Origin of the sequence: Bradyrhizobium sp. CCBAU 53340 (assembly GCF_015291645.1) — a bacterium.
Taxonomy (GTDB): domain Bacteria; phylum Pseudomonadota; class Alphaproteobacteria; order Rhizobiales; family Xanthobacteraceae; genus Bradyrhizobium.
Genome location: NZ_CP030055.1, coordinates 7,675,997 through 7,697,042, shown reverse-complemented (window position 1 = coordinate 7,697,042; position 21,046 = coordinate 7,675,997). Strand labels below are relative to the sequence as shown.

The window sequence follows — 21,046 nt, the reverse complement described above, 5'->3', positions numbered from 1 at the left end:
CTGTCGTCCCGGACAAGCGCAGCGAAGCGGAGCGCTGATCCGGGACCCATAACCACGAAATTTGGTTTGGCGCGAGCTGGCAACTGCGAATCTTCTCCAAACTCAATCCTGTGGCTATGGATCCCGGATCTGCGCTTACGCTTGTCCGGGACGACACCGAGAGTTTGGCAGCAGCTACCACTCCATCCGCGTCAAGGATCTCAGACCGGCGCCGTCCCCGTCGTGAGGCCGAACTTGGCGAGCTTCTTGTAGAAGGTCGCGCGCGAGATGCGCAGCATCTTGGCGGCCTCGGAGATCTGGCCGTTGCTGGCGGCGAGCGCCTGTTCCAGCGTTTGCTTCTCGAACTCCGCCTCGGCCTCGGCATAGGGCACCACGATGCCGGCGGCCCGCGCTGCCGGAGCCGGCCGCGAATCCGTGCCGACGGGGAGGATGCGGGCAAAATCGTCGCCGGTCAGCCGACCGGAATCGCTCAGGATCAGCGCGCGCTCCAGGACGTTGCGAAGCTCGCGGACATTGCCCGGCCAGTCGTAACGTGCGAGCGCCGCGAGCGCGCTCGACGTGATCTTGGCGCTGACATAGTCGCCGGTGGCGCTGATGTCTTCGAGCAGCCGGGCGCTGATCTCGGGGAGATCGCCGAGGCAGTCGCGCAGCGGCGGCAGGTCGATCGAGAGCACGTTGAGACGGTAATAGAGGTCTGGCCGGAACGCGCCGTCGCTGACGCGCTTATGCAGATCGACATTGGTGGCGGCGATCACGCGCACGTCGACCTTCGAGATCTTGTCCGAGCCGAGCGGCTCGATCTCGCGCTCCTGCAGCACGCGCAGCAGCTTGGCCTGCAATTGCAGCGGCATCTCGCCGATCTCGTCGAGAAACAGCGTGCCGCCGTCGGCGACCCGGAATTTGCCCTCGCGTCCCTTGCGATCCGCGCCGGTATAGGCGCCGGGCGCGGTGCCGAAGAATTCCGATTCGATCAGCGTATCGGGGATCGCGGCGACGTTGACGCTGACGAACGGCTTCTCGGCGCGGGACGAGGCGTTGTGAATCGCTTGCGCCAGCATCTCCTTGCCGGTCCCGGTCTCGCCGGTGAGCAGGACCGTGACGTTCTGCCGGGCGGCGCGGCCGGCGAGCTCCTTGGCCTGTACGATACCCGCGGTCGCGCCGACATAGTCGTTGAACGTGAAGCGCGCCGCGCGGGCATTCGACAATTGCCGCCGCGCCAGCCGGAGGTCGTTTTCGAGCTGGGTCACGCGAGCGAGCAGCGGCTTCAGGCCTTCGAGACGATCGTAAAGCACGAAACCGATCGCGCCGATGACATTCCCCTTCTCGTCCTCGATCGGCATGCGGGTGACGACCAGCTGTTGGCCGCCGAGCTCCATGATGTCGAGGATGATCGGTTCGCCCGTCTCCACGACCCTGCGCATCAGGCTGTTGGGGATGACCTCCTCGATCGGGCGGCCGAGCGCCTCGGATTCATGCGAGAGGCCGATCGCGGTGACGTATTTCTCGTTGACGTAGACCACCCGTCCGCTGCGATCGATCGCGATGGCACCCTCGCAGAGATGCTCCAGCCGCTCGAACAGCGTCTCCATGGCGCGGGCGCGGATATAGGCGGGATCGCTGACGACAGAGCTCGGGGTGGACATGGCGTGCCTCGGGGAGGTCCGCCTGTGTATTACCAAAAGGGCAGTAATTTCAAAGGGGGAAAAGGCACCTGAGGCAGCTCGGCAATTGCTGTCGTCCCGGGGCGCGAAGCGAGCCCGGGACCCATACCCACAGGGAGAAGTTTGACGAAGACTCGGGGTGGGAGCTTCGCGTCACACCGCTCCCTGGGATTATGGATCCCGGGTTCGCGCTTCGCGCCCCGGTATGACAGCGGTAGGTGTCGCGCCGCTCTTGCGTCCTACGCCTCAGTCGGCTTATCGCCGATACCCGCTCGCCCGCGAATAGCCCTGGCGGTTCTGCTGCGCCGGACGGGCGGACACGCTGGCGCGGGACTCACTCGAGGCCGGCGTGGCGAGCCTCAGCTCTTCCAGGAAGATGGGCCGCGCGAAATAATAGCCCTGCGCGTAGCGGATCTTGGTCGCGGCCTGGAGATAGGCGAGCTCTTCGTAGGTTTCGAGACCCTCGGCGATCACGGTCATGCCGAGCGCTTCGCTTAAGGACTCGATCGCGCGCAGAATGCCCTGGCTGCGCGGCCGTTTATGGATGTCGGTGATGAAGGAGCGGTCGATCTTGATCTCGTCGGCGGTGATGTCGGCGAGCGCCGACAGCGAGGAATAGCCGGTGCCGAAATCGTCGATCGAGATGCCGACGCCGAGCTTGCGGAACAACGGCAGAATCTCGCTCTGGAAATGATTCTTGGCGACGAAGGCGTCTTCCGTCACCTCGATCATGAAGCGCTGGGGAAAGCCGGTGTCCCGAAGCGCCTGCGCGAACCCGCGCATGAAATCGGGGTTGCCGGCCTGTTTGGCGGCGACGTTGATACTGATGGTCGCTTCCGCGCCGAAGGTGTCATTGATCAGGTCGATCGATTTCACGATCTCGGCCAGCACGAGGTGGGTCAGTTCGTCGATCAGCCCGAGCTCGCTGGCGAGATCGATGAACGAGCCGGGCGCCTGGATCACGCCCTCGTCGTCGCGCAGGCGCACCAGCGCTTCGATGCCCTTCACCGCCTGGGTGCGGATGTCGACCTTGGATTGGAACGCGCAGCAGAAGCGCTTTTCGAGGATGGCGAGCCGCAACGACTGCTCGATCTTCATCCGCGCCAGGGCCTCGCGCTCCATGCCGGCATCGAAGAAGGCGGCGCATCCCTTGCCGTTGTTCTTGATGCGGTACATCGCGATATCGGCATTCTGGCGCAACGTTTCGAAGCTGCGGCCGTGATCGGGATAAAGGCTGACACCGACCGAGGTCGAGGCGAACACCTCCGAATTGTCGATGAAGAACGGCGCGGTCAGCCGTTCCAGCGTCGACTGCATGAACTCGGCGACTTCCTCCTGGCTCTGGATCGGCGAGAGCAGCAGCAAAAATTCGTCGCCGGAGATGCGCGATAGCATGTCGGAATCGCGCAAGTCGCGCCCGAGCCGCTTCGACAGCTCGATCAGCAGCGCGTCGCCGACGGCATGGCCGTAATAGTCGTTGATGTGCTTGAAATTGTCGACGTCGAGAAAGGCCAGCGCAAAGCGCTCTGCCGTGTGGTCGCGCGCCAGCAGGCTGTTGGCGCGGTGCTCGATTACGCGCCGCGAGGGCAGGCCGGTCAGCTCATCGAAATAGGCCGAGCGGAACAGCTGGTCCTCGAAATTCTTCTGCTCGGTGATGTCGGAGGAGGCCGAGATCAGGAGCTCGCGTCCGGCAAGGCGGACCGGACGATGGGTGGTCAGCAGCACCTGGCGAGCGGCCCCGTCGTGGAGCGCTTCTTCGGAGACAACAGACTGGCCGGAGTTGAGTGCCTGCTGGCAAGCCGCGCGGCGCGGCGCGAGATCGGGCGAGGGGCGGCTGCCGTCCATGCCGAGCTGGGACGCGGCGACATCGTTGACCAGCAGAAGCTTGCCCTGCGCGTCCTGCACGGTCAGGCCGGCAGGCAGCATTCTAACGATTTCCTTGAGAAATCCGAGTTCGGCTTCACTCGCGCCGTTATATGTATTGTCGTTCATAGAAGTCATGAATCTTGTTGTTTCAGCGCGCATTTGCAATGAGCGCGATCATGCGCAGTTCCCTCTTAGGTTTGGTTAAGGGGTCCGAAGAAATACGGGGGTGTTTTGCGAGAAACTTGCGACGATGCGACGCGCGCCGCCGATCGTCATTAACAGAAGGTCAACGTCGCTTGCGAAAGCGCGAGCATAATGCGCGGTTTGCTTTCGTTTGCGGCGGCTCCAATCGTGGGATGGCTTTGATTGACATTGCGCCGAAGCCGCAGTTGTCACCTCTCCCCGTCGGGGAGAGGTGAACCCGACCGATCAGGCCGACTTGAACTATCGGCTATTCGCTCTTGGGAATGCGACATTGCATGATGCAATGCAGGCCGGTCTTCAAATAGGAGATATCGGTCTTGCCGTCGAAGGCGGACAGTGCGGAGTTCAGCAGCTTGGTGCCGAACCCGGGCGCGGAGATTTCGCCAATGGTCGGTCCCTCGGTTTCGTCCCACGTGATGGTCAGGCGATCGTCGCTGACGGTCCACGACACCTGCAACAATCCCCGCGGCGAGGAGAACGCGCCGTATTTGCCGGCATTGGTGGCGAGCTCGTGAAACATCAGTGACAGCGTGACCGCGAGCTTCGGCGGCAGGAACAGGCGGTCGCCGTTGAGGGTGAAGCGGACATGGCCGTAGGGGCCGAGCTCGGAGATCAGGAGATCGCGGATGTCGCAGCCCGCCTTGTCGATCCGTGAGATCAGATCGTCGGTCGCGGCCAGCGAGCGTAGTCGCGGATCGACCCTGGCCCAGACCTGCGGCTGGTCGTGCAATACCTGATGCACCACGGCATGCACGGTCGACAGCTTGTTTTTCAGCCGGTGCTGCAGTTCGTCGACCAGCACCTTGCGATAGTCTTCCTCCTCGATCAGACGCCTGGAGATCCGGCGCTGCTCCGCCAGCATCGTGCGGTAGTGCTCGACGCCCCAGATGGTCAGCGCGGAGACGCCCCAATAGAGCGTCAGCAGGGCGAAGCGCGCGCGATCGGCATAGGCATCGCCGAAATTCACGACGACGCCGAGCACGCCGCCGACCAGCGCCGTCACGATGCCGATCCGGAGCCCTCCGAAGGCGGCCGCAAAGAACACCGCCGGGAAGTACGGCGTGAAGTAGACGTCGGGACGCACATGCGCGAGACCCCAGCGGGCCAGGGTCGCGACCAGCAGGCAGGCCACCGCAAACGCAATGCTCAGGCCGAGCGATGGCGACGCCACGCCCTGCCAGCCCTTGCGGAATTCGTCGATCAGCTTCCCCATGCACAGCCCGGTGACGATATGCGTCCGAAAATCGAGTGGCGGTTGAGAATGTTACGCATCTCGCATGCGCAAGCAAAGCTTGCCGTGTCAGCAGCCGGCGAAAATCGCGACGGCCGTGGCGCCGATCGTCGCGGCGTCATCGACCGGTGTCCGCCATTTGGCATCAAATCATTCGAAAACAGAGGCATTCCATCGGTTGGCTGGACGGCAGGGTTGCGGTGATCACGGGGGCGACGAGCGGGATCGGACTGCGGAAGTCTTCGTTGCCGAAGGTGCCAAAATTGTGATCGCAGGCCGGCGCATGCCGGAAGGCGAGGCGCTGCTTTGCGCAAAGCTTTTAATCGGGGAGCGTAGCAGCGAGCGGAGATGCCGTAGGGTGGGCAAAGGCGCGCCCCTCGCGCGCCGTGCCCACCAATTGCCTCTAGAGAAAAAAGAGGGTGGGCATGGCGCTCCGCGCCTTTGCCCACCCTACGAGTGTTGTGATCGCGGATGGAGATGTCTCGTGCCCCGGACGCAGCGCAGCGCCTCTTCAGCGGTGCGCTGCAGAGCCGGGGCCCATCTCTCCGAACGGAGCGCGCTTCAAGAGTCTGGGTCCCGGCTCGCGCTGCGCGCGTCCGGGATACGAAAAAATCACACCGCCTTCATCCGCACCCTCAGCCCATCCCGCGGCTTCGGGATCGGCCACATCTGCCAGTCCGGCTTGTAGCCCGGCTCCAGCGACACCTCGATATTCTGCAGGAAGTGTCGGGCAAAGCACTTTGCCTGCATGTAGGCGAAGTGCAGGCCGAGGCACATATGCGCGCCGCCACCGAACGGGACCCACGCAAAGCGGTGACGGTTGCGCTGGGCGTCCTCGGTGAAGCGCAGGGGATCGAAGTGATCCGGCTCCGGCCAGATGTCCTTCATGTGATGCGTAAACAGCGGATTGACGCCGACCGCGGTGCCGGCAGGAATCGTATAACCTTTGAAGGTGAAATCGCGCATCGCACGGCGCGGCATCGACGGCACCGGCGGCTTGATCCGCAGCGCTTCCTTGAATGCCATCTCCGTCAACGGCATCTTTTCGAGATCGTCGAAGCTGCTCGGCGCGCCCGGGGCAAGTCCGAGCGCGAGCACTTCGTCGCGCAGTCTGGTCTGCCACTCCGGATTGGCGGCGAGCTCGCCGATGAAGGACGTCAGCGACGAGGTCAGCGTATCGTGCGCGGCCATCATCAAAAAGCTCATATGGTCGATGATGTCCTGGTCGGACAACAGCGCGCCATCCTCATGGGTGGCGCGGCAGAGGTGTGAAAACAGATCGTCGCCGCCGTGATTGCCGCGGCGCAGCGGGATCTGCTCGCGGAAATAGGCGATGATGCGCTTGCGCCCCCTCACGCCTGCCGCCATCTGCGTGCCGGGCAGGGGACGGCGGATCGGGGCGACGGCGGCCGCGACCATGTCGACGAAGGCGCGGTTGATTTCGTCGACCTCCGGCCCGATGTCGGCGCCGAGAAAGGACGTCGCGGCCAGATCGAGCGTGAGCTGCTTCATCGCCGGATAGAGCTGCATTTCGTCGGGTTTGGCCTTCCACTCCGCCACCCGCGCCGAGATGCCGCGGTCGAGATCGCTGAGATAGGATTTCATCGGCCCCGATTTGAAGGCGACCGACAGCGCCTTGCGATGCAGCCGGTGCTCGTCGAAATCGAGCAGCATCAGGCCGCGCGGAAACAACAGGCCGAGCACCTTGTTCCAGCCATGGGTCGACGAGAACAGCTTCTGCTGATCGAACAGCACCAGCTCGTTGGCTTCGGGGCCGAGCAGCACGACGTTGGTCTCGCCGAAAATGTGGGTGCGATAGACGAGCCCGTATTTGGCGCCGTTCCGCTCGATATGCCCCTTGGGATCAGCGAGCACCTTGAAGGTCATGCCGATGACCGGCCAGCCTTCGTCGCCGGGAATATGCGTCAGCTCGTTGCGCCGTGGCGCCGTATATTCGAGCACAGGCGTGGCGACATTCTGCATCGACATGACGATTGCTCCGGCTTGGCTGACCCCGAAGACAGTAGCACAATATGGGCACGATAACGCGGTAGTCTTGATCGCATCATCGCTATTGTCGTCCCGGCGAAGGCCGGGACCCATAACCACAGGGCGTAGTTGTAGAACGAACTGGTAACTCCGAGTCTTCGCAACACTATTGCTGCGGCGTATGGGTCCCGGCTTTCGCCGGGACGACCACTGGATGGTCTTGCGCCCTACCGCTTCGCCGCTTCCTTCTGCAGATCGGGCGCGTTGACCGCGGGAATGGCGACGCGGCCGGGGCCGGTCACCTTCAGCGCCTCGGCGGCCTTCTCATTCTCCATGATCTTGGCCATCACGGCCTGGCCCGCACGTTCGAAGATCGCGCGGTTCTCGATCACGAATTTTTGCGACCTGCGCAGGCCATCGATGTAGCCGTTGATTTCAGGCACGACGTAGCGCGCCACCATGTCCCAGCTTCGGCGGGTGGCTTCCGGGTTGGCCCAGTCGTGCACGAAGCCGATGATGGCGCCGACGCCGCCGGAGACCTGCATCACGTTCTTGATGGTTTTGACGAGGTCGTCGGGTGTGCCGATGGTGGAGGCCGCACCCTCGACGAAGGCGGTCTTGTCCACGGCTTCATCCGGCGAGGAGAATGCGGTGAGGCCCGGCCGCTGCAGCGTGCCGACATTATATTCGTTGTGCCAGCGCATCAGTCCGGCCCCGGCTTCGCGGCGCGCTTGTTCCCGGGTCTCGGCGATGTGGAAGGTCAGCAGCACGCGCCAGTCGGCGCGGCTCACCGTGGTGCCGTGCTTCCTGGCGGCATCCTCGGCGAACTGCCATTGCTGCTGCAGCGACATCAGGCCCTGCGTCGTCATCGAGCCAAGCGAGATGATGCCGATGCCATATTTGCCGGCGAGCGTCATGCCGGAGGGCGAGATCTGCGACGCCACCACGAACGGCATCTCCTCCTGCAAGGGCAGGAGCTGCAGCGCCGCGTCGTTCATGGTGAACCAGTCGCTCTTCGCGGTGACGCGCTCGCCGTTGAACAGGCGGCGGATGATTCCGATCGCCTCGTCCTGACGGTCGCGCTGGGTCATCGGGTCGATGCCGAGCGTATGGGCGTCGGACGCAAGCGCGCCGGGGCCGGAGCCGAAGATGGCGCGGCCGCCGGTCATGTGGTCGAGCTGCACCATGCGCTGGGCGACGTTGAAGGGATGGTGATAGGGCAGCGACACCACGCCGGTGCCGAGCTTGATCCGCTTGGTGCGCTCGCCGGCCGCGGCCAGGAACATCTCGGGCGAGGCGATCATCTCCCAGCCGGAGGAATGATGCTCGCCGCACCAGAACTCGTCATAGCCGAGCGCATCGAGCTGCTCGACGAAGTCGAGATCGCGCCGAAACTGGAGCATCGGATGCTCCCCGATCGGATGATGCGGGGCAAGGAAGGCTCCGAATTTCAGGCGCGCCATGGCGTTCTCTCCGGCTTTGATTTTCTGTTTGTTGGGTCCGCGCAAGGCTACGTGCCCAATGCCGCGAACGCAATCGCGCGATGTCCCGCGCGGCGGAATGCAGGCATGCGTGGCGGCGAGACGAGATGTCTCATCTCCCTGTCCACGTTCTTACGGAGAGAGGTGAGGGGGATAAGGCAGGCCAATCCTACCTCGGAGGTAATCGCCGCGATGACGGAGATCTGGGAGCATCGGGGAGAAATTCCGAGGGTCCCGCGCCGATGCATCAAATCGTCACAAAGCCTGTCGATTCGACCCGCCGCTGGTGGGTGCTGGCGATCGTCGTCGCCGCGCAGTTCATGTTCGGCGTCGATGCCTTCATCGTGAACGTCGCCATTCCGACCATCGCGGTCGAGCTGCACGCGACGCCGGCGCAGATCGAATCCGTCATTGCGATCTATCTGATCGCTTACGCGACGCTGGTCGTCACCGGCGGCCGGCTCGGCGACATCCACGGCACCAGGAACGTGTTTCTCGCCGGCGTGGTCGGCTTCACCGCGACGTCGCTGTGGTGCGGCCTCGCGGCATCAGGCGCGGAGCTGATCATCGCCCGGCTGGCACAGGGCGCAACCGCGGCGCTGATGGTGCCGCAGGTGCTGGCGACGCTGCACCTGCTTTTCACGGACGAAACGCGCAGCCGCGCCTTCGGCATCTACGGCATCGTGCTCGGGCTTGCGGGCGCTGCCGGCTTCTTGCTCGGTGGCCTGCTGGTCACGATCGACCTTGCCCACACCGGCTGGCGCTCGGTGTTCTTCGTCAATGTGCCCTGCGGGCTCGTTATCGCCATCGCCGCCTGGCGCATCATGCCGACGGCGCCGCGGCGCGCGGGCACGAGGCTCGACATCAAAGGCAGCGTCGTCCTGTTCGCCGGGCTGCTCTGCGTGATCGGCCCGCTGCTGTTCGGTCACGATGTCGGCTGGGCGCCGTGGCTGTGGGCCATGATGGGAGGCGGCGGCGTGATCCTGTTCGCGTTCGTGAGGCTCGAGCACGCGGTCGCGCGCGCCGGCGGCATGCCGCTGATCGACCTGACGCTGCTGGCGGACGCAGCCTTCCTGCGCGGGCTCGGCGCCGCCTTGTTTTTCTTCGCCGCCAATCTCTCGTTCTATCTGGTGATGACGCTGTTCATGCAGCGCGGTTTGAAGATTGTGCCGCTCGACGCCGGCCTCGCCTTCATCCCGCTCGCGCTGGCTTTCGTCGTCGCCTCGCGCCACAGCGGCGCACGCGCGAAGCATCGCGGCACCAAGGTGTTGATCGAAGGCTGCGCGCTGCAGATCGCGGGCCTGGTGGCGCTCGCGCTTGCTGCCGGCCTGATCGATGCGCCGACGCCGGTCATGCTCGCGCTCGTCATGATCATCTTCGGCTACGGCCAGGGGCTGGTGATGGCGCCGCTGTCAGGCGCGGTGCTCGCGACGGTAAAGCCGGTCGCGGCAGGCTCGGCGTCCGGCATGTACGGCACGACGGCGCAGATCGGAAATGCGGCCGGAGTGGCCGCAATCGGTGCGGCGTTCTTCGCAATCGAGACGTTGCAATCAGCGCGCGCAGGATTTCTCGTCTCGCTTGCGTTGTTTGCGGCGTTAATCATGATCTGCGTCGCATTTCTGTCGTGGATGCGCCGCGCCGCTGCACGAAGTTGAGGCAGTGCGGTTAATATGTGTCGATTTCCGCTGGATTTTGCGTGATTCCGGTGGAGCGGCAGCACACGGTCTTTTCATTTCGCACTGCAGCAACTATCTGGTCGGGTAAACGTTGAAAGTCGCCCACCAGGAATTTGCCGTGTCGCTTGCCCGTAATGTCGACCTCTTGAGACGTCTGCCAAGGATGGACGGTCTGCGCTTGCCCGACTTTGGCGCGAGCGGCGCTGCGTCCAGTCCGCTGGCGGAAGTGAACGGCTTCGGCGACAATCCCGGCGCCTTGCGCATGTTCGCGTTCGTGCCGGCGCAGTTGCAGAAGCCGCACGCGCTGGTCGTTGTGCTGCACGGCTGCGGCCAGACCGCAGCGTCCTACGATCTCGGCGCGGGCTGGTCGACGCTCGCACGTCACTACGGCTTTGCGCTCGTGATGCCCGAGCAGCAGCGCATCAACAACGGCAACACCTGCTTCAACTGGTTCAATCCCGAGGACACCACGCGCGACAATGGCGAGGCGCGTTCGATCCGCCAGATGATCGCGCATATGGTGGAGACGCATCGCATCGATCCCAGGCGCATCTTCATCACCGGCCTTTCCGCCGGCGGCGGCATGACCTCGGCGATGCTCGCCACCTATCCTGACGTGTTCGCGGCCGGCGCGATCATCGCGGGATTGCCCTACGGCATTGCCTCGAACCTGCGCGAAGCGCTGGACGGCATGTTTCATTCCCCCGAACGACCCGAGCGCGAGCTCGGCGATTTCGTGCGGCGGGCCTCGAACCATCGCGGTCCCTGGCCGCGGGTCTCGGTATGGCACGGCAGCGCCGATCGCACCGTCAATCCCGGCAATGCTAACGAGATCGTCAAGCAGTGGCTCGATCTGCATGACCTGCCGATGACGCCGATGGCCGAGACCAATGTCGACGGCTATCCGCGTCAGGCCTGGTGGAACAAGGACGGCGAGACGCTGGTCGAATCCTACGCCATCACCGGCATGGCGCACGGCACGCCGCTTGGCCTTGCCGACAACGACCAGCGCTACGGCGTCGAGGGTGCGTTCCTGATCGAGGCCGGCATTTCGTCGTCCTACCACATTGCAAAATTCTTCGGCCTCACCGGCTGGATCCAGGAGGCGAAGAAGAAGGCGGAGGCGAAGCCCGCCGCTCCGGCAAAGTCTGCTCCGGCAAAGGCAGCCCCTGTGCGCCCGCCGGCGCCGCATCTCGCCCGCGCGATCCGTGTGAAGGTCGCCGAGGAGAAGTCCGAGCCGAAGCGCGAGCAGGGACGCGGCTTCGATCTCGGCCAGATCATCACCCGGGCGCTGACGGCGGCGGGATTGATGAAGTAGTCTCCGCTGTCGTCCCGGACAAGCGCGCCTCAAGCGCGCGCCGATCCGGGACCCATAATCACAGGACAAGGCTTGGCGCGAAGGCGTAACTCCGAGTCTCCGTAACCACATCTCCCTGTGGCTATGGGTCTCGGATCAGCGCTCCGCTTCGCTACGCTTGTCCGGGACGACAGCGGAGTTTGTGGCGGCGCCAAGCGGACGCCGCCGCACAAAACTCACATCTCGCCGGTGATGAACGGGTTCGTCATCCGCTCCTGGCCGATGCTCGAGCCGGCGCCATGGCCGCAGATGAAGCCGACGTCATCGCCGAGCGGCAGCAGTTTTGTCAGAATCGAGTTGATCAGCGTGGCGTGACTGCCGCCGGGCAAATCGGTGCGGCCGACCGAGCCCGCGAACAGCACGTCGCCGACATGGGCGAACCGCAGATCCTTGTTGAAGAACACCACGCTGCCCGGCGAGTGACCGGGGCAGTGCAGGATGTCGAAGGTCAAGTCGCCGATCGCTACCGTGTCGCCCTCCTCGAGCCAACGGTCCGGCTCGAAATTGCGCACCCCCGTCATGCCGAAGCGCGCGCCGCTTTCGACCACGTTGTCGAGCAGATATTTGTCCGCGACGTGCGGACCCTCGATCGGCACCTTCAGCGCATCGCGCAAGTCAGCCGCGCCGCCGACATGATCGATATGGCCGTGGGTCAGCCAGATCTTCTCCACGGTGACGCCGGTCTGCTTGATCGCGTCGAGAATCTTCGGCACGTCGCCGCCGGGATCGATCACCACGGCCTTCTTGGAAGGCTCGTCCCAGATGATGGTGCAGTTCTGCTCGAACAGCGTCACGGGGACAATGATCGCGCCGGCCTTCGGCGCTTCAGATTTGGCTTGTTGGGTGTCGGGTTGCTCGGTCATGGCCTCACAATGCCGATTTTTGCTGCGCCGCCAAGCAAAATAGTCGTGGTTGGTCCGCGGAACAGCGGCAGCGATCGTCACACAGCCGTCCCAATTGGCGTGGCTGTTTGAACCGGGGGCATCCCTTCCGCGTTCTCTCGCGCGAGATACCGATTTTGGGTGGGTTTTCGACAGATGGCACAAGGCGAAAATTGGTGGCGCGACGGCATCTTCTACCAGATCTATCCACGCTCCTTTCAGGACTCTGACGGTGACGGCGTCGGCGATCTCGCCGGCATTTTGCGGCGGCTGCCTTACGTCAAGTCGCTCGGCGTCGATGCGATCTGGCTGTCGCCGATCTTCCCCTCGCCGATGGCCGATTTCGGCTACGACATCTCCGACTATACCGGCATCGATCCCTTGTTCGGCACGATGGCGGATTTCGACGCGTTGCTCGCTGCTGCGCATGATAACGGATTGAAGCTGATCCTCGACCTCGTTCCGAACCACACCTCCGACCAGCATCCCTGGTTTATCGAGAGCCGCTCCTCGCGCGACAACCCCAAGCGCGACTGGTACATCTGGCGCGATCCGGCGCCCGATGGCGGCGTGCCGAACAACTGGCTGTCCGAATTCGGCGGCAGTGCGTGGCAGGTCGATGCGGCCACGGGGCAATATTACTACCACGCCTTCCTCGCCCAGCAGCCGGACCTCAACTGGCGCAATCCGGAGGTCCGCAAAGCGATCTACGATGTGATGCGGTTCTGGCTGGAGAAAGGCGTCGACGGCTTTCGCGTCGACGTGATCTGGCACCTGATCAAGGATGCCGAGTTTCGCGACAATCCGCCCAACCCGCGATATGTCCAGGGCCGGCCGCCGAACGAAAAGATCCTCACCCAATATTCCACCGACCAGCCGGAGGTGTTCGACGTCATTGCCGAGATGCGGCGGGTGACGGATGCCTATTCCGCGCGCGTCCTGATCGGCGAGATCTATCTGCCGCTGCACCGTCTCATGGCCTATTACGGCAACGACCTCACCGGCGCGCAGATGCCGTTCAATTTCGCACTGCTCTCGACCTTCTGGAGCGCCCGCTCGATCGAGACAATCATCGACGACTATGAGAAGGCGTTGCCGCGCGGCGCCTGGCCGAACTGGGTGCTCGGCAACCACGATCGCCCGCGCGTCGCCAGCCGCGTCGGGCCCGAGCAGGCGCGCGTCGCCGCCATGCTGCTCCTGACCCTGCGCGGCACGCCGACGCTCTATTACGGCGACGAGATCGGCATGCATCAGCTCGCGATCGCGCCGGAGGACGTGCGCGATCCCTTCGAGAAGAACGTCCCCGGCATCGGGGTCGGCCGCGACGGTTGCCGCACGCCGATGCAGTGGGATTCCTCTGATTTCTCCGGCTTCTCGGAGGCCAAGCCGTGGCTGCCGCTGCCGGAGGATCATGTCCACGAGAACGTCGTCAATCTCGATGCGGATTCGCGCTCGATCCTGAGCCTGTACAAGCGCCTGATCGCATTGCGGAAGAGTTCGCCTGCGCTGGTCGCTGGCGACTACCATCCGGTCGCCGCGCAAGGCGATCTCCTGATCTATCGCCGCGAGGCCCAGGGCAGGGCACTCGTCGTCGCGCTCAATCTCGGCCCCGAGCCGGTCGCGGTCACCACCAGCGCGATACGGTTCGGCAGCGAGATCTTGCTGTCGACGTTCCTGGATCGTGAGGGCGAGAAGCTCGAAGGCGTGCTGGATTTGCGTGGGAATGAGGGCGTGATCGTCGTGCCGCCGAGCTGAGTGAAGGGTAAAGCGCCAGCGTTATTCTCCGCCGTCGTCCCGGCCTTCGCCGGGACGACATTGGAGCTACCTTCCGCGCCTCTTCCCCACCGTCGTCTTCTCCACCTCACTCCGCTTCAGCAGATAATCCAGCCCGCCGACGCGATACCAGCGATAACCATACGGCTCCAGCACGACGCGGTGCTGGCCGCGCTTGTCGGCGTGGCTGTGGTCTTCTGCCAGCAGATTGATCAGGTGCGCGCCGGCATCGTCGGGCAGCCCCGTCGCAAACGCGATCTCGCGCGGCTTCTTGTCGAGATTGTGCACGAACAGCACGGAATTGTTGCGCCAGTCGTAGCGGATGATGAACACGGCGGGATCGCGCACCGGGACGATCGAAAAATCGCCCCAGCCTATCTCGGGCACTTCCTTGCGCATGCGCACGATGCGCTCGGTCCAGTTCAGCATCGAGTTGGGATCGCGCCGCTGCTTGGCGACGTTGACGTGCTCATAGCCGTAAGGCCCCTTGTCGATGACGGGGATGGCCGGCCTGTTGCTCTTGGTGAAGCCACCTTGCGGTTCGGTCGACCATTGCATCGGCGTGCGCGCGCAATTGCGTTCCGGCAGCGCCAGATCGTCGCCCATCGCGATCTCGTCGCCGTAGCGGATCACGGGCGTTCCCGGCAGCGTGCACATCAGGCTGTAGGCGAGCTCGAGCCGCCGGCGGTCGCCGCCCAGCATCGGCGCGAGGCGGCGACGGATGCCGCGGTCGTAGAGCTGCATGTCCTTGTCGGGGCCGAAGCTTTTGAAGACCGTCTCGCGTTGCGCCTTGGTCAGGCGTCCGAGATCGAGCTCGTCGTGATTGCGCAGGAACAGGCCCCATTGCGCCGAGGGCGGCCGCGGCTTTGTCGCTTTCAGCGCCTTCGCGAGCGGGCGGGAGTCGCCGGATGCCAGCGCATAGAACAGATGCTGGTTGACGTGGAAATTGAACATCATGTGCATGCGGTCGGCCGCGCGGCCGAAATACTCCAGATCGGTATCCGGCAGCACATTGGCTTCGGCCAGGATGATGGCGTCGCCCTCGCGCCATTGCAGGAATTCGCGGAACGCGCGCAACATGTCGTACTGCTCGACCGGCTTGTTCACCTTCGCGCCCTTGGTGGCGATCACGAAGGGCACCGCGTCCATGCGGAAGCCGGAGACGCCGAGCTGGATCCAGAAGCCCATGATCTTGAGGATCTCCGCCTGCACATGCGGGTTCGACGTGTTCAGGTCAGGCTGGAAATCGTAGAAGCGATGGAAGTAATACGCACCGGCTTCCTTGTCGCGCGTCCAGGTCGATTTCTGCACGCCGGGAAACACCATGCCCTTGTTGGCATTGGCAGGCTTCTTGTCCGACCAGACATACCAGTCGCGATAGGGTGAATTCTTGTCGCGCCGCGCCTCCTTGAACCAGTGATGCTGGTCGGAGGTGTGGTTGACGACGAGGTCGATGATGATGCGGATGCCGCGCTGCTTGCAGCCATGGGCGAACTCGACGAAATCGCCGAGCGTGCCGTAGCGGGAATCGACGCTGTAATAATCGGCGATGTCGTAGCCGTCGTCGCGGCCCGGCGAGGTCTGGAACGGCATCAGCCAGATCGTGGTGATGCCAAGGCCGTGCAGATAGTCGAGCCGGCGCAAGAGCCCCTTGAAGTCGCCGACGCCGTCGCCATTGGCATCCATATAGGTGCCGACGGAGAGGCAATAGATGATGGCGTTCTTGTACCAGAGATCGTCGATCATGGACCGCAGCCTCGATGCTCCCGCCGAGGTGCGGCGGCTGCGTGATAAGTGATTTGATGAGATCGGGTTCCCACATTCGCCGTCGTCCCGGGGCGCGACGTAGTCGCGAGCCCGGGACCCATAACCACAGGGAGCAGTTTTGCGAGGACTCGGAGTTGCCAGCTCGTGCTGAAACTCCTTCCTGTGGTTATGGGTCCCCGCGTTCGCGGGGACGACAGCGGTAATTGAGGCAGCAGCCCGCCTCCATCGGGCAGTGTGCGGTCACACCGGAATCGGCTACTCTCCCGCCATGGAAAACCCCGCCCGCATCGCCCTCGTTCCACCGCCCGACCGCCGCCAGTCGGAGACTGCGCTCGCGATCGCGCGCGGCACGGCGCGGCTGTTGCGCTCGCTCGGCTTTTCCTGCATCAGCGAATTGCCGCTGCCGTCGGGCCGACGCGCCGATCTCGTGGCGCTGAACGAGCGCGGCGAGATCTGGATCGTCGAGATCAAGTCGTCGGTCGAGGATCTGCGCGCCGATCAGAAATGGCACGAATATCGCGCCCATTGCGACCGGCTGTTCTTCGCCTTCACGCAGGACCTGCCCTGCGAGATCTTTCCGCAAGACACCGGCCTGATCATCGCCGACGCCTATGGCGCGCACATGCATTGCGAAGCGCCCGAGCACAAGTTGGCCGCGGCGACGCGCAAGCAGATGACGGTGCGGTTCGGCATGGCGGCGGCGCTGCGCATCAACCGCCTGGTCGATCCACAAGGGCACGCCGATTTTTGGGAGTAGCGGCGAGCGGATCTAACGACCCGTCATCCTGAGGTGCGAGTGATGGGGCGCGTAGCGCCCCATCGGGAGCCTCGAAGGATGAACGGCCCCGATGCAGCCGGGCCGTCGCCCTTCGAGGGCCGCTGAAGAAGCGGCCACCTCAGGGTGACGGGGATGGATTGTTTATGGCTAAAATTACCTTGGCGCGCGCTTCGCCAGGATCCGCTGCAGCGTACGGCGGTGCATGTTGAGGCGGCGCGCCGTTTCCGAGACGTTGCGGTTGCACATCTCGTAGATGCGCTGGATGTGCTCCCAGCGCACGCGGTCGGCCGACATCGGGTTGGCGGGCAGCTCGGACTTTTCAGCGCTGGTCGAGAGCAGCGCGGCGACGACGTCGTCGGCATCAGCGGGCTTCGAGAGATAGTCGATCGCGCCCATCTTCACCGCGGTGACGGCGGTGGCGATGTTGCCATAGCCGGTCAGCACGATGGCGCGCGCTTCGGGGCGCTTCTTCTTCAGCGCGGAGACGACGTCGAGACCGTTGCCGTCGCCGAGCCTGAGATCGACCACGGCGAAAGCCGGCGCGGACCTGCCGATCTGCGCCAGACCATCCGAGACCGTGTCACATGACGTCACCGCAAAGCCGCGCGTTTCCATGGCGCGCGACAGGCGCTCCAGGAACGGCTTGTCGTCTTCCACGATGAGAAGCGAGCGGTCGGCCTGTTCGTTCAGTTCGGCGATGGCGTTCAAGGTTTTGTCCTCTCTCCTGCACATCTACATATGGCCTCGCCATCCGGCGATGCCAAGGCCGCCAATAGTCGATCGGGCCTCACATGCGACGCAAGGTCGCGCCCTATCCTATTGTTTCCTCTAGGCTCTCGATAGCCTCAAATCGCTCGCGCGGCCAGGTGATCTGGACCACCGCACCATGTTCCGGAAAGGTCCTGTTGCTAAACGAGACCTTGGCGCCGGTACGTTCGAGCAGCGTGCGGGCGATGAACACGCCGAGCCCGAGGCCGCCGCCGGCATCCTGGGCGCGCCGCCGCGTCAGATAGGGCTCGCCGATCCGGTTCATGAGATCGGGCGGAATGCCCGGACCGTCGTCGGAGATCACGATTTCGATGGTTTCGTTGTTCCACCACGCATTCACTTCCACGGTGGTGCGCGCGAAATCGACGGCATTCTCGACGATATTGCCGACGCCGTAGAGCACCGCCGGATTGCGTGATCCGACCGGCTCGGTTGTTGCGGTCACGGCAATCCGCACCTTGATGGCGATGCCGAAATCGCGATGCGGCGCCACCACCTCCTCGATCAGCTCGGACAGTTTCATGCGGTCGAACGGCGCGCCGGTCGAGGAGAGCTGGGTGATCTTGCTCAGGATGTCGCGGCAACGCTGCGTCTGCTCGCGCAAGGTTTTGAGGTCGGCGGCGAAGCTCGGGTCCTTCACCGTCTTCTCCAACTCGCGCGAGATCAGGAAGATGGTCGCAAGCGGCGTGCCGAGCTCGTGCGCAGCGGCCGCAGCCAATCCGTCGAGCTGGGTCAGATGCTGCTCGCGCGTCAGCACCAGCTCGGTCGCGGCGAGTGCGTCGGCGAGTTTGCGCGCCTCCTCGGTCACCTGGAACGAGTAGAGGCTGGTGACGCCGATCGCGAGCACGATCGAAAGCCAGACGCCGACGAGATAGATCGGCGGCAGCACCACGGGATCCTCGGAGTCCCAAGGCAGCGGGAAATGGACGAAGAACAGGATCGAGGCGCAGGCGACGGCCAGAATGCCAAGGCCGAAGGTCAGCCGCGCCGGCAACGCCGTGGCCGAGATCAAGACCGGAGCGAGGAACAGGAACGAGAAGGGGTTCTGCAATCCGCCAGTGAAGAACAACAGCCCGGCCAGTTCCACGATGTTCAGGGCCAGCAGCGCGGCGGCGTGGAGCGGTTCGAGCCGCCGCATCGGATTGACCGCGGTCTGCAGCACCAGATTGAGCGTGGCCGACAGGCCGATGATGCTGACACAGGGAACGATCGCGACATCGAACTCGAGCCCCTGCGCCACGATGAAGATCGCGGCGAGCTGTCCCAGCACCGCGAGCCAGCGCAGCCGCAGGATGGTGTCCAGGCGGATGTGTCGTTGCGACGGGCGGAAGTCGGAAGCTGCGGTCTCGGTCATATCTGGCCAATCTAGCGGTGCGCGTGTCCGATCACAAACACGCTTGTCCGAAGGCCCATGGGGCGGAAGTCCCGGACATCAAGTCTTGCGCTCCACGCCGCAATGGCCGAAGAACGCCTGCAGCATGACCGAGAATGACAAGGCTTCAAGCTGGCCGACTGTCGCGGATGACACTTTGCCCGCGGCGATCGAGGTCGACCATCTGGTCAAGGTCTACAAGCAGACCCGCGCGGTCGACGGCATCTCCTTCTCGCTTCCCCGCGGCAGCATCACCGGGCTGCTGGGCGGCAACGGCGCCGGCAAGACCACCACCATCGCGATGATCATGGGGCTGGTGCTGCCGACCTCAGGCCGCGTCCGCGTGCTCGGCCATCGGATGCCGGAGGAGAGCGCGGCGGTGCTGGGGCGGATGAATTTCGAAAGCCCTTATGTCGACATGCCGATGCGGCTCACGGTGCGGCAGAACCTCACCATCTTCGGCAAGCTCTATGCGGTGAAAGGCCTCGCCGACCGCATCGCAAAACTGGCCGATGATCTCGATCTCACCGAGTTCATCGACCGCGCCAACGGAAAACTCTCGGCCGGGCAAAAGACCCGCGTCGCACTGGCGAAGGCCCTGATCAACCAGCCGGAGCTGCTGTTGCTGGACGAGCCGACCGCCTCGCTCGACCCTGACACGGCCGATTGGGTGCGGAGCCACCTGGAGAGTTACCGCAAGGAGAATAACGCCACCATCCTGTTGGCGTCGCACAACATGCTCGAAGTCGAGCGTCTCTGCGACCGCGTCATCATCATGAAGCGCGGCCGCATCGAGGACGACGACACGCCCGACGCCATCATGGCCCGCTACAACCGCACCACGCTGGAAGAAGTTTTTCTCGACGTCGCGCGTGGCCGGGTGAACGATGCGAAGGAGGGGGCGAGATGAGGGAGATGGTCCGTAGCCGGGATGGAGTGCAGCGAAATCCGGGGCCGTCGATTGCCGCCCGCCGGTTCGCGCATGCAAACCATGATGATTGTTCTATCCGCGCGCACAGCCGTCATCCTGAGGTGCGCGCCCCCTTTGGCGCGCCTCGAAGGATGTGCCGCAAGCGTGCTTGGCCCATCCTTCGAGGCAAACCTTGCGATGCGGTACGCATCGCAAGGTTTGCACCTCAGAGCCTGACCGAAAATGAAGTCGAGTCATTTCAACATCTTGCGGCGGTGGTCGTTAGCTTCGAAAACCAGGTTCGCTGTAACGAACGTGCTCAATGCATAGGGATTTCCGATCAGGAGGAATCGACTACCTCCCAGAAACACCAACTCTGCCTTCCTTGGTTTTCAAGGACTTATTTTGAGTCAGGCTCTCAGGATGACGCCGACGTGCGTGGCTGGCGCCGTAGCCCGGATTGCGCTGCGCTCCATCCGGGCTACGGGGGCGTGCCATGAGCGAGGTTTCCCTCCACCGCGGCATCTCCGTCCACCGCATCGGCGCGATGATCCTGCGCTATTGGTATCTGCTGTTGTCGTCCTGGCCGCGGCTGCTCGAGCTGTTGTACTGGCCGGCGCTCCAGGTCATCACCTGGGGCTTCCTCCAGCTCTACATCGCGCAGAACGCCAATTTCTTCGCGCGCGCCGGCGGCACGCTGATCGGCGCCGTGATCCTCTGGGACATCCTGTTCCGCGGCCAGCTCGGCTTCTCGATCTCCTTCCTGGAGGAGATGTGGGCGCGCAACCTCGGCAACCTCATGATGAGCCCGCTCCGGCCGATCGAGTTTCTGCTCTCGCTGATGGTGATGAGCCTGATCCGGCTCGCGATCGGCGTGATCCCGATGACGCTGCTCGCGCTGGTGTTGTTTCACTTCAATGTCTACAGCCTCGGCCTGCCGCTGATTGCCTTCTTCTGCAATCTGATCTTCACCAGCTGGTCGGTCGGCATCTTCGTCTCGGGCCTGGTGCTGCGCAACGGCCTCGGCGCCGAGAGCATCGTCTGGACGCTGATGTTCGCGATCATGCCGCTCGCCTGCATCTATTATCCGGTCAGCGTGCTGCCGGCCTGGCTGCAATACGTCGCCTGGTCGCTGCCACCGACTTACGTGTTCGAGGGGATGCGCGCGCTGCTGATCGAGCAAACCTTCCGGACCGACCTGATGCTGGCCGCGTTGGCCATCAACGCAGCTCTGCTGGTTGCTTCTTTTGGGGCATTCCTTGCCCTCTTGCGCAGCGCCAGGAAGCACGGCTCGCTGCTGTCAGCCGGCGAATAATGTCAATTTCTCGTGGA

Annotated in this window: 15 protein-coding genes and 1 pseudogene; 7 read left to right on the top strand and 9 right to left on the bottom strand. The window is 63.9% G+C overall.

The features are described 5' to 3' along the window. Positions 1-200: 200 nt before the first annotated feature. The 3 genes from XH89_RS36405 to XH89_RS36395 all read right to left on the bottom strand — a co-directional run bounded on the left by XH89_RS36405 (position 201) and on the right by XH89_RS36395 (position 4,944). A complete protein-coding gene (locus XH89_RS36405) occupies positions 201-1,643 on the bottom strand; it encodes a sigma-54-dependent Fis family transcriptional regulator (RefSeq protein ID WP_194465081.1) in 1,443 nt (480 codons plus the stop codon). Positions 1,644-1,916: 273 nt separating this feature from the next. Then, the gene (locus XH89_RS36400; RefSeq protein WP_194465080.1) at positions 1,917-3,653 is read right to left on the bottom strand and encodes a bifunctional diguanylate cyclase/phosphodiesterase; all 1,737 of its coding nucleotides are present in this window, start codon (positions 3,651-3,653) and stop codon (positions 1,917-1,919) included. 325 nt (positions 3,654-3,978) lie between these two features. Next, complete coding sequence (locus XH89_RS36395) at positions 3,979-4,944, bottom strand: sensor histidine kinase (protein WP_194465079.1); 966 nt, start codon at positions 4,942-4,944, stop codon at positions 3,979-3,981. 191 nt (positions 4,945-5,135) lie between these two features. Between XH89_RS36395 and XH89_RS36390 the strand changes: the two are divergent. Next, positions 5,136-5,266 (top strand): annotated as a pseudogene (locus XH89_RS36390) (2,5-dichloro-2,5-cyclohexadiene-1,4-diol dehydrogenase); the annotation flags it as partial. A 308-nt stretch (positions 5,267-5,574) separates the two neighbouring features. On the opposite strand, the gene XH89_RS36385 reads toward XH89_RS36390, so the two are convergent. Together XH89_RS36385 and XH89_RS36380 are read right to left on the bottom strand one after the other, a co-directional pair. Then, complete coding sequence (locus XH89_RS36385) at positions 5,575-6,951, bottom strand: cytochrome P450 (protein WP_194465078.1); 1,377 nt, start codon at positions 6,949-6,951, stop codon at positions 5,575-5,577. Between the two features lie 227 nt (positions 6,952-7,178). After that, a complete protein-coding gene (locus XH89_RS36380; protein ID WP_194465077.1) occupies positions 7,179-8,414 on the bottom strand; it encodes an LLM class flavin-dependent oxidoreductase in 1,236 nt (411 codons plus the stop codon). Positions 8,415-8,674: 260 nt separating this feature from the next. On the opposite strand from XH89_RS36380, the gene XH89_RS36375 reads away from it, so the two are divergent. Both XH89_RS36375 and XH89_RS36370 read left to right on the top strand, forming a co-directional pair. Continuing rightward, positions 8,675-10,087, top strand: a complete 1,413-nt coding sequence (locus XH89_RS36375; protein ID WP_194465076.1) for an MFS transporter — start codon at positions 8,675-8,677, stop codon at positions 10,085-10,087. A gap of 139 nt (positions 10,088-10,226) precedes the next feature. Continuing rightward, positions 10,227-11,426, top strand: a complete 1,200-nt coding sequence (locus tag XH89_RS36370) for a PHB depolymerase family esterase (RefSeq protein WP_194465075.1) — start codon at positions 10,227-10,229, stop codon at positions 11,424-11,426. 215 nt (positions 11,427-11,641) lie between these two features. On the opposite strand, the gene XH89_RS36365 is transcribed toward XH89_RS36370, so the two are convergent. Further along, positions 11,642-12,328 carry an MBL fold metallo-hydrolase gene (locus XH89_RS36365; protein ID WP_194465074.1) on the bottom strand — a complete coding sequence of 229 codons (687 nt, stop codon included), beginning with the start codon at positions 12,326-12,328 and terminating at the stop codon, positions 11,642-11,644. A gap of 174 nt (positions 12,329-12,502) precedes the next feature. On the opposite strand from XH89_RS36365, the gene XH89_RS36360 reads away from it, so the two are divergent. Next, on the top strand, positions 12,503-14,101 hold the full coding sequence (locus XH89_RS36360) for an alpha-amylase family glycosyl hydrolase (RefSeq protein WP_194465073.1): 1,599 nt from the start codon (positions 12,503-12,505) through the stop codon (positions 14,099-14,101). 66 nt (positions 14,102-14,167) lie between these two features. Here the strand turns inward: XH89_RS36360 and XH89_RS36355 are convergent, their stop codons facing one another. Further along, positions 14,168-15,865 carry an alpha-amylase family protein gene (locus XH89_RS36355; protein WP_194465072.1) on the bottom strand — a complete coding sequence of 566 codons (1,698 nt, stop codon included), beginning with the start codon at positions 15,863-15,865 and terminating at the stop codon, positions 14,168-14,170. A 289-nt stretch (positions 15,866-16,154) separates the two neighbouring features. Between XH89_RS36355 and XH89_RS36350 the strand changes: the two genes are divergently transcribed. Further along, positions 16,155-16,643 (top strand): MmcB family DNA repair protein, encoded by a 489-nt coding sequence (locus XH89_RS36350; protein WP_194465071.1) that lies wholly within the window; start codon positions 16,155-16,157, stop codon positions 16,641-16,643. A 174-nt stretch (positions 16,644-16,817) separates the two neighbouring features. Here XH89_RS36350 and XH89_RS36345 read toward each other — a convergent pair whose 3' ends face one another. Further along, positions 16,818-17,372 carry an ActR/PrrA/RegA family redox response regulator transcription factor gene (locus XH89_RS36345; RefSeq protein ID WP_301267463.1) on the bottom strand — a complete coding sequence of 185 codons (555 nt, stop codon included), beginning with the start codon at positions 17,370-17,372 and terminating at the stop codon, positions 16,818-16,820. 103 nt (positions 17,373-17,475) lie between these two features. Beyond that, positions 17,476-18,786: an ActS/PrrB/RegB family redox-sensitive histidine kinase gene (locus XH89_RS36340; protein WP_194465069.1), complete on the bottom strand. Its 1,311-nt coding sequence runs from the start codon at positions 18,784-18,786 to the stop codon at positions 17,476-17,478. Between the two features lie 124 nt (positions 18,787-18,910). Here XH89_RS36340 and XH89_RS36335 point away from each other — a divergent pair, with 124 nt between their 5' ends. Together XH89_RS36335 and XH89_RS36330 are read left to right on the top strand one after the other, a co-directional pair. Then, on the top strand, positions 18,911-19,714 hold the full coding sequence (locus tag XH89_RS36335) for an ABC transporter ATP-binding protein (RefSeq protein ID WP_194465068.1): 804 nt from the start codon (positions 18,911-18,913) through the stop codon (positions 19,712-19,714). Positions 19,715-20,210: 496 nt separating this feature from the next. Then, on the top strand, positions 20,211-21,029 hold the full coding sequence (locus XH89_RS36330; protein ID WP_194465067.1) for an ABC transporter permease: 819 nt from the start codon (positions 20,211-20,213) through the stop codon (positions 21,027-21,029). The last annotated feature ends 17 nt before the right edge of the window (positions 21,030-21,046 follow it).

What these genes read in the sequence shown, in the direction of transcription:
- XH89_RS36330 (WP_194465067.1), top strand. Translation starts at nt 20,211, where the DNA reads ATGAGCGAGGTTTCCCTCCACCGCGGCATCTCCGTCCACCGCATCGGC.
- XH89_RS36405 (WP_194465081.1), bottom strand. Translation starts at nt 1,643, where the DNA reads ATGTCCACCCCGAGCTCTGTCGTCAGCGATCCCGCCTATATCCGCGCC.
- XH89_RS36355 (WP_194465072.1), bottom strand. Translation starts at nt 15,865, where the DNA reads ATGATCGACGATCTCTGGTACAAGAACGCCATCATCTATTGCCTCTCC.
- XH89_RS36350 (WP_194465071.1), top strand. Translation starts at nt 16,155, where the DNA reads ATGGAAAACCCCGCCCGCATCGCCCTCGTTCCACCGCCCGACCGCCGC.
- XH89_RS36365 (WP_194465074.1), bottom strand. Translation starts at nt 12,328, where the DNA reads ATGACCGAGCAACCCGACACCCAACAAGCCAAATCTGAAGCGCCGAAG.
- XH89_RS36380 (WP_194465077.1), bottom strand. Translation starts at nt 8,414, where the DNA reads ATGGCGCGCCTGAAATTCGGAGCCTTCCTTGCCCCGCATCATCCGATC.
- XH89_RS36335 (WP_194465068.1), top strand. Translation starts at nt 18,911, where the DNA reads ATGACCGAGAATGACAAGGCTTCAAGCTGGCCGACTGTCGCGGATGAC.
- XH89_RS36375 (WP_194465076.1), top strand. Translation starts at nt 8,675, where the DNA reads ATGCATCAAATCGTCACAAAGCCTGTCGATTCGACCCGCCGCTGGTGG.
- XH89_RS36340 (WP_194465069.1), bottom strand. Translation starts at nt 18,786, where the DNA reads ATGACCGAGACCGCAGCTTCCGACTTCCGCCCGTCGCAACGACACATC.
- XH89_RS36360 (WP_194465073.1), top strand. Translation starts at nt 12,503, where the DNA reads ATGGCACAAGGCGAAAATTGGTGGCGCGACGGCATCTTCTACCAGATC.
- XH89_RS36400 (WP_194465080.1), bottom strand. Translation starts at nt 3,653, where the DNA reads ATGAACGACAATACATATAACGGCGCGAGTGAAGCCGAACTCGGATTT.
- XH89_RS36385 (WP_194465078.1), bottom strand. Translation starts at nt 6,951, where the DNA reads ATGTCGATGCAGAATGTCGCCACGCCTGTGCTCGAATATACGGCGCCA.
- XH89_RS36395 (WP_194465079.1), bottom strand. Translation starts at nt 4,944, where the DNA reads ATGGGGAAGCTGATCGACGAATTCCGCAAGGGCTGGCAGGGCGTGGCG.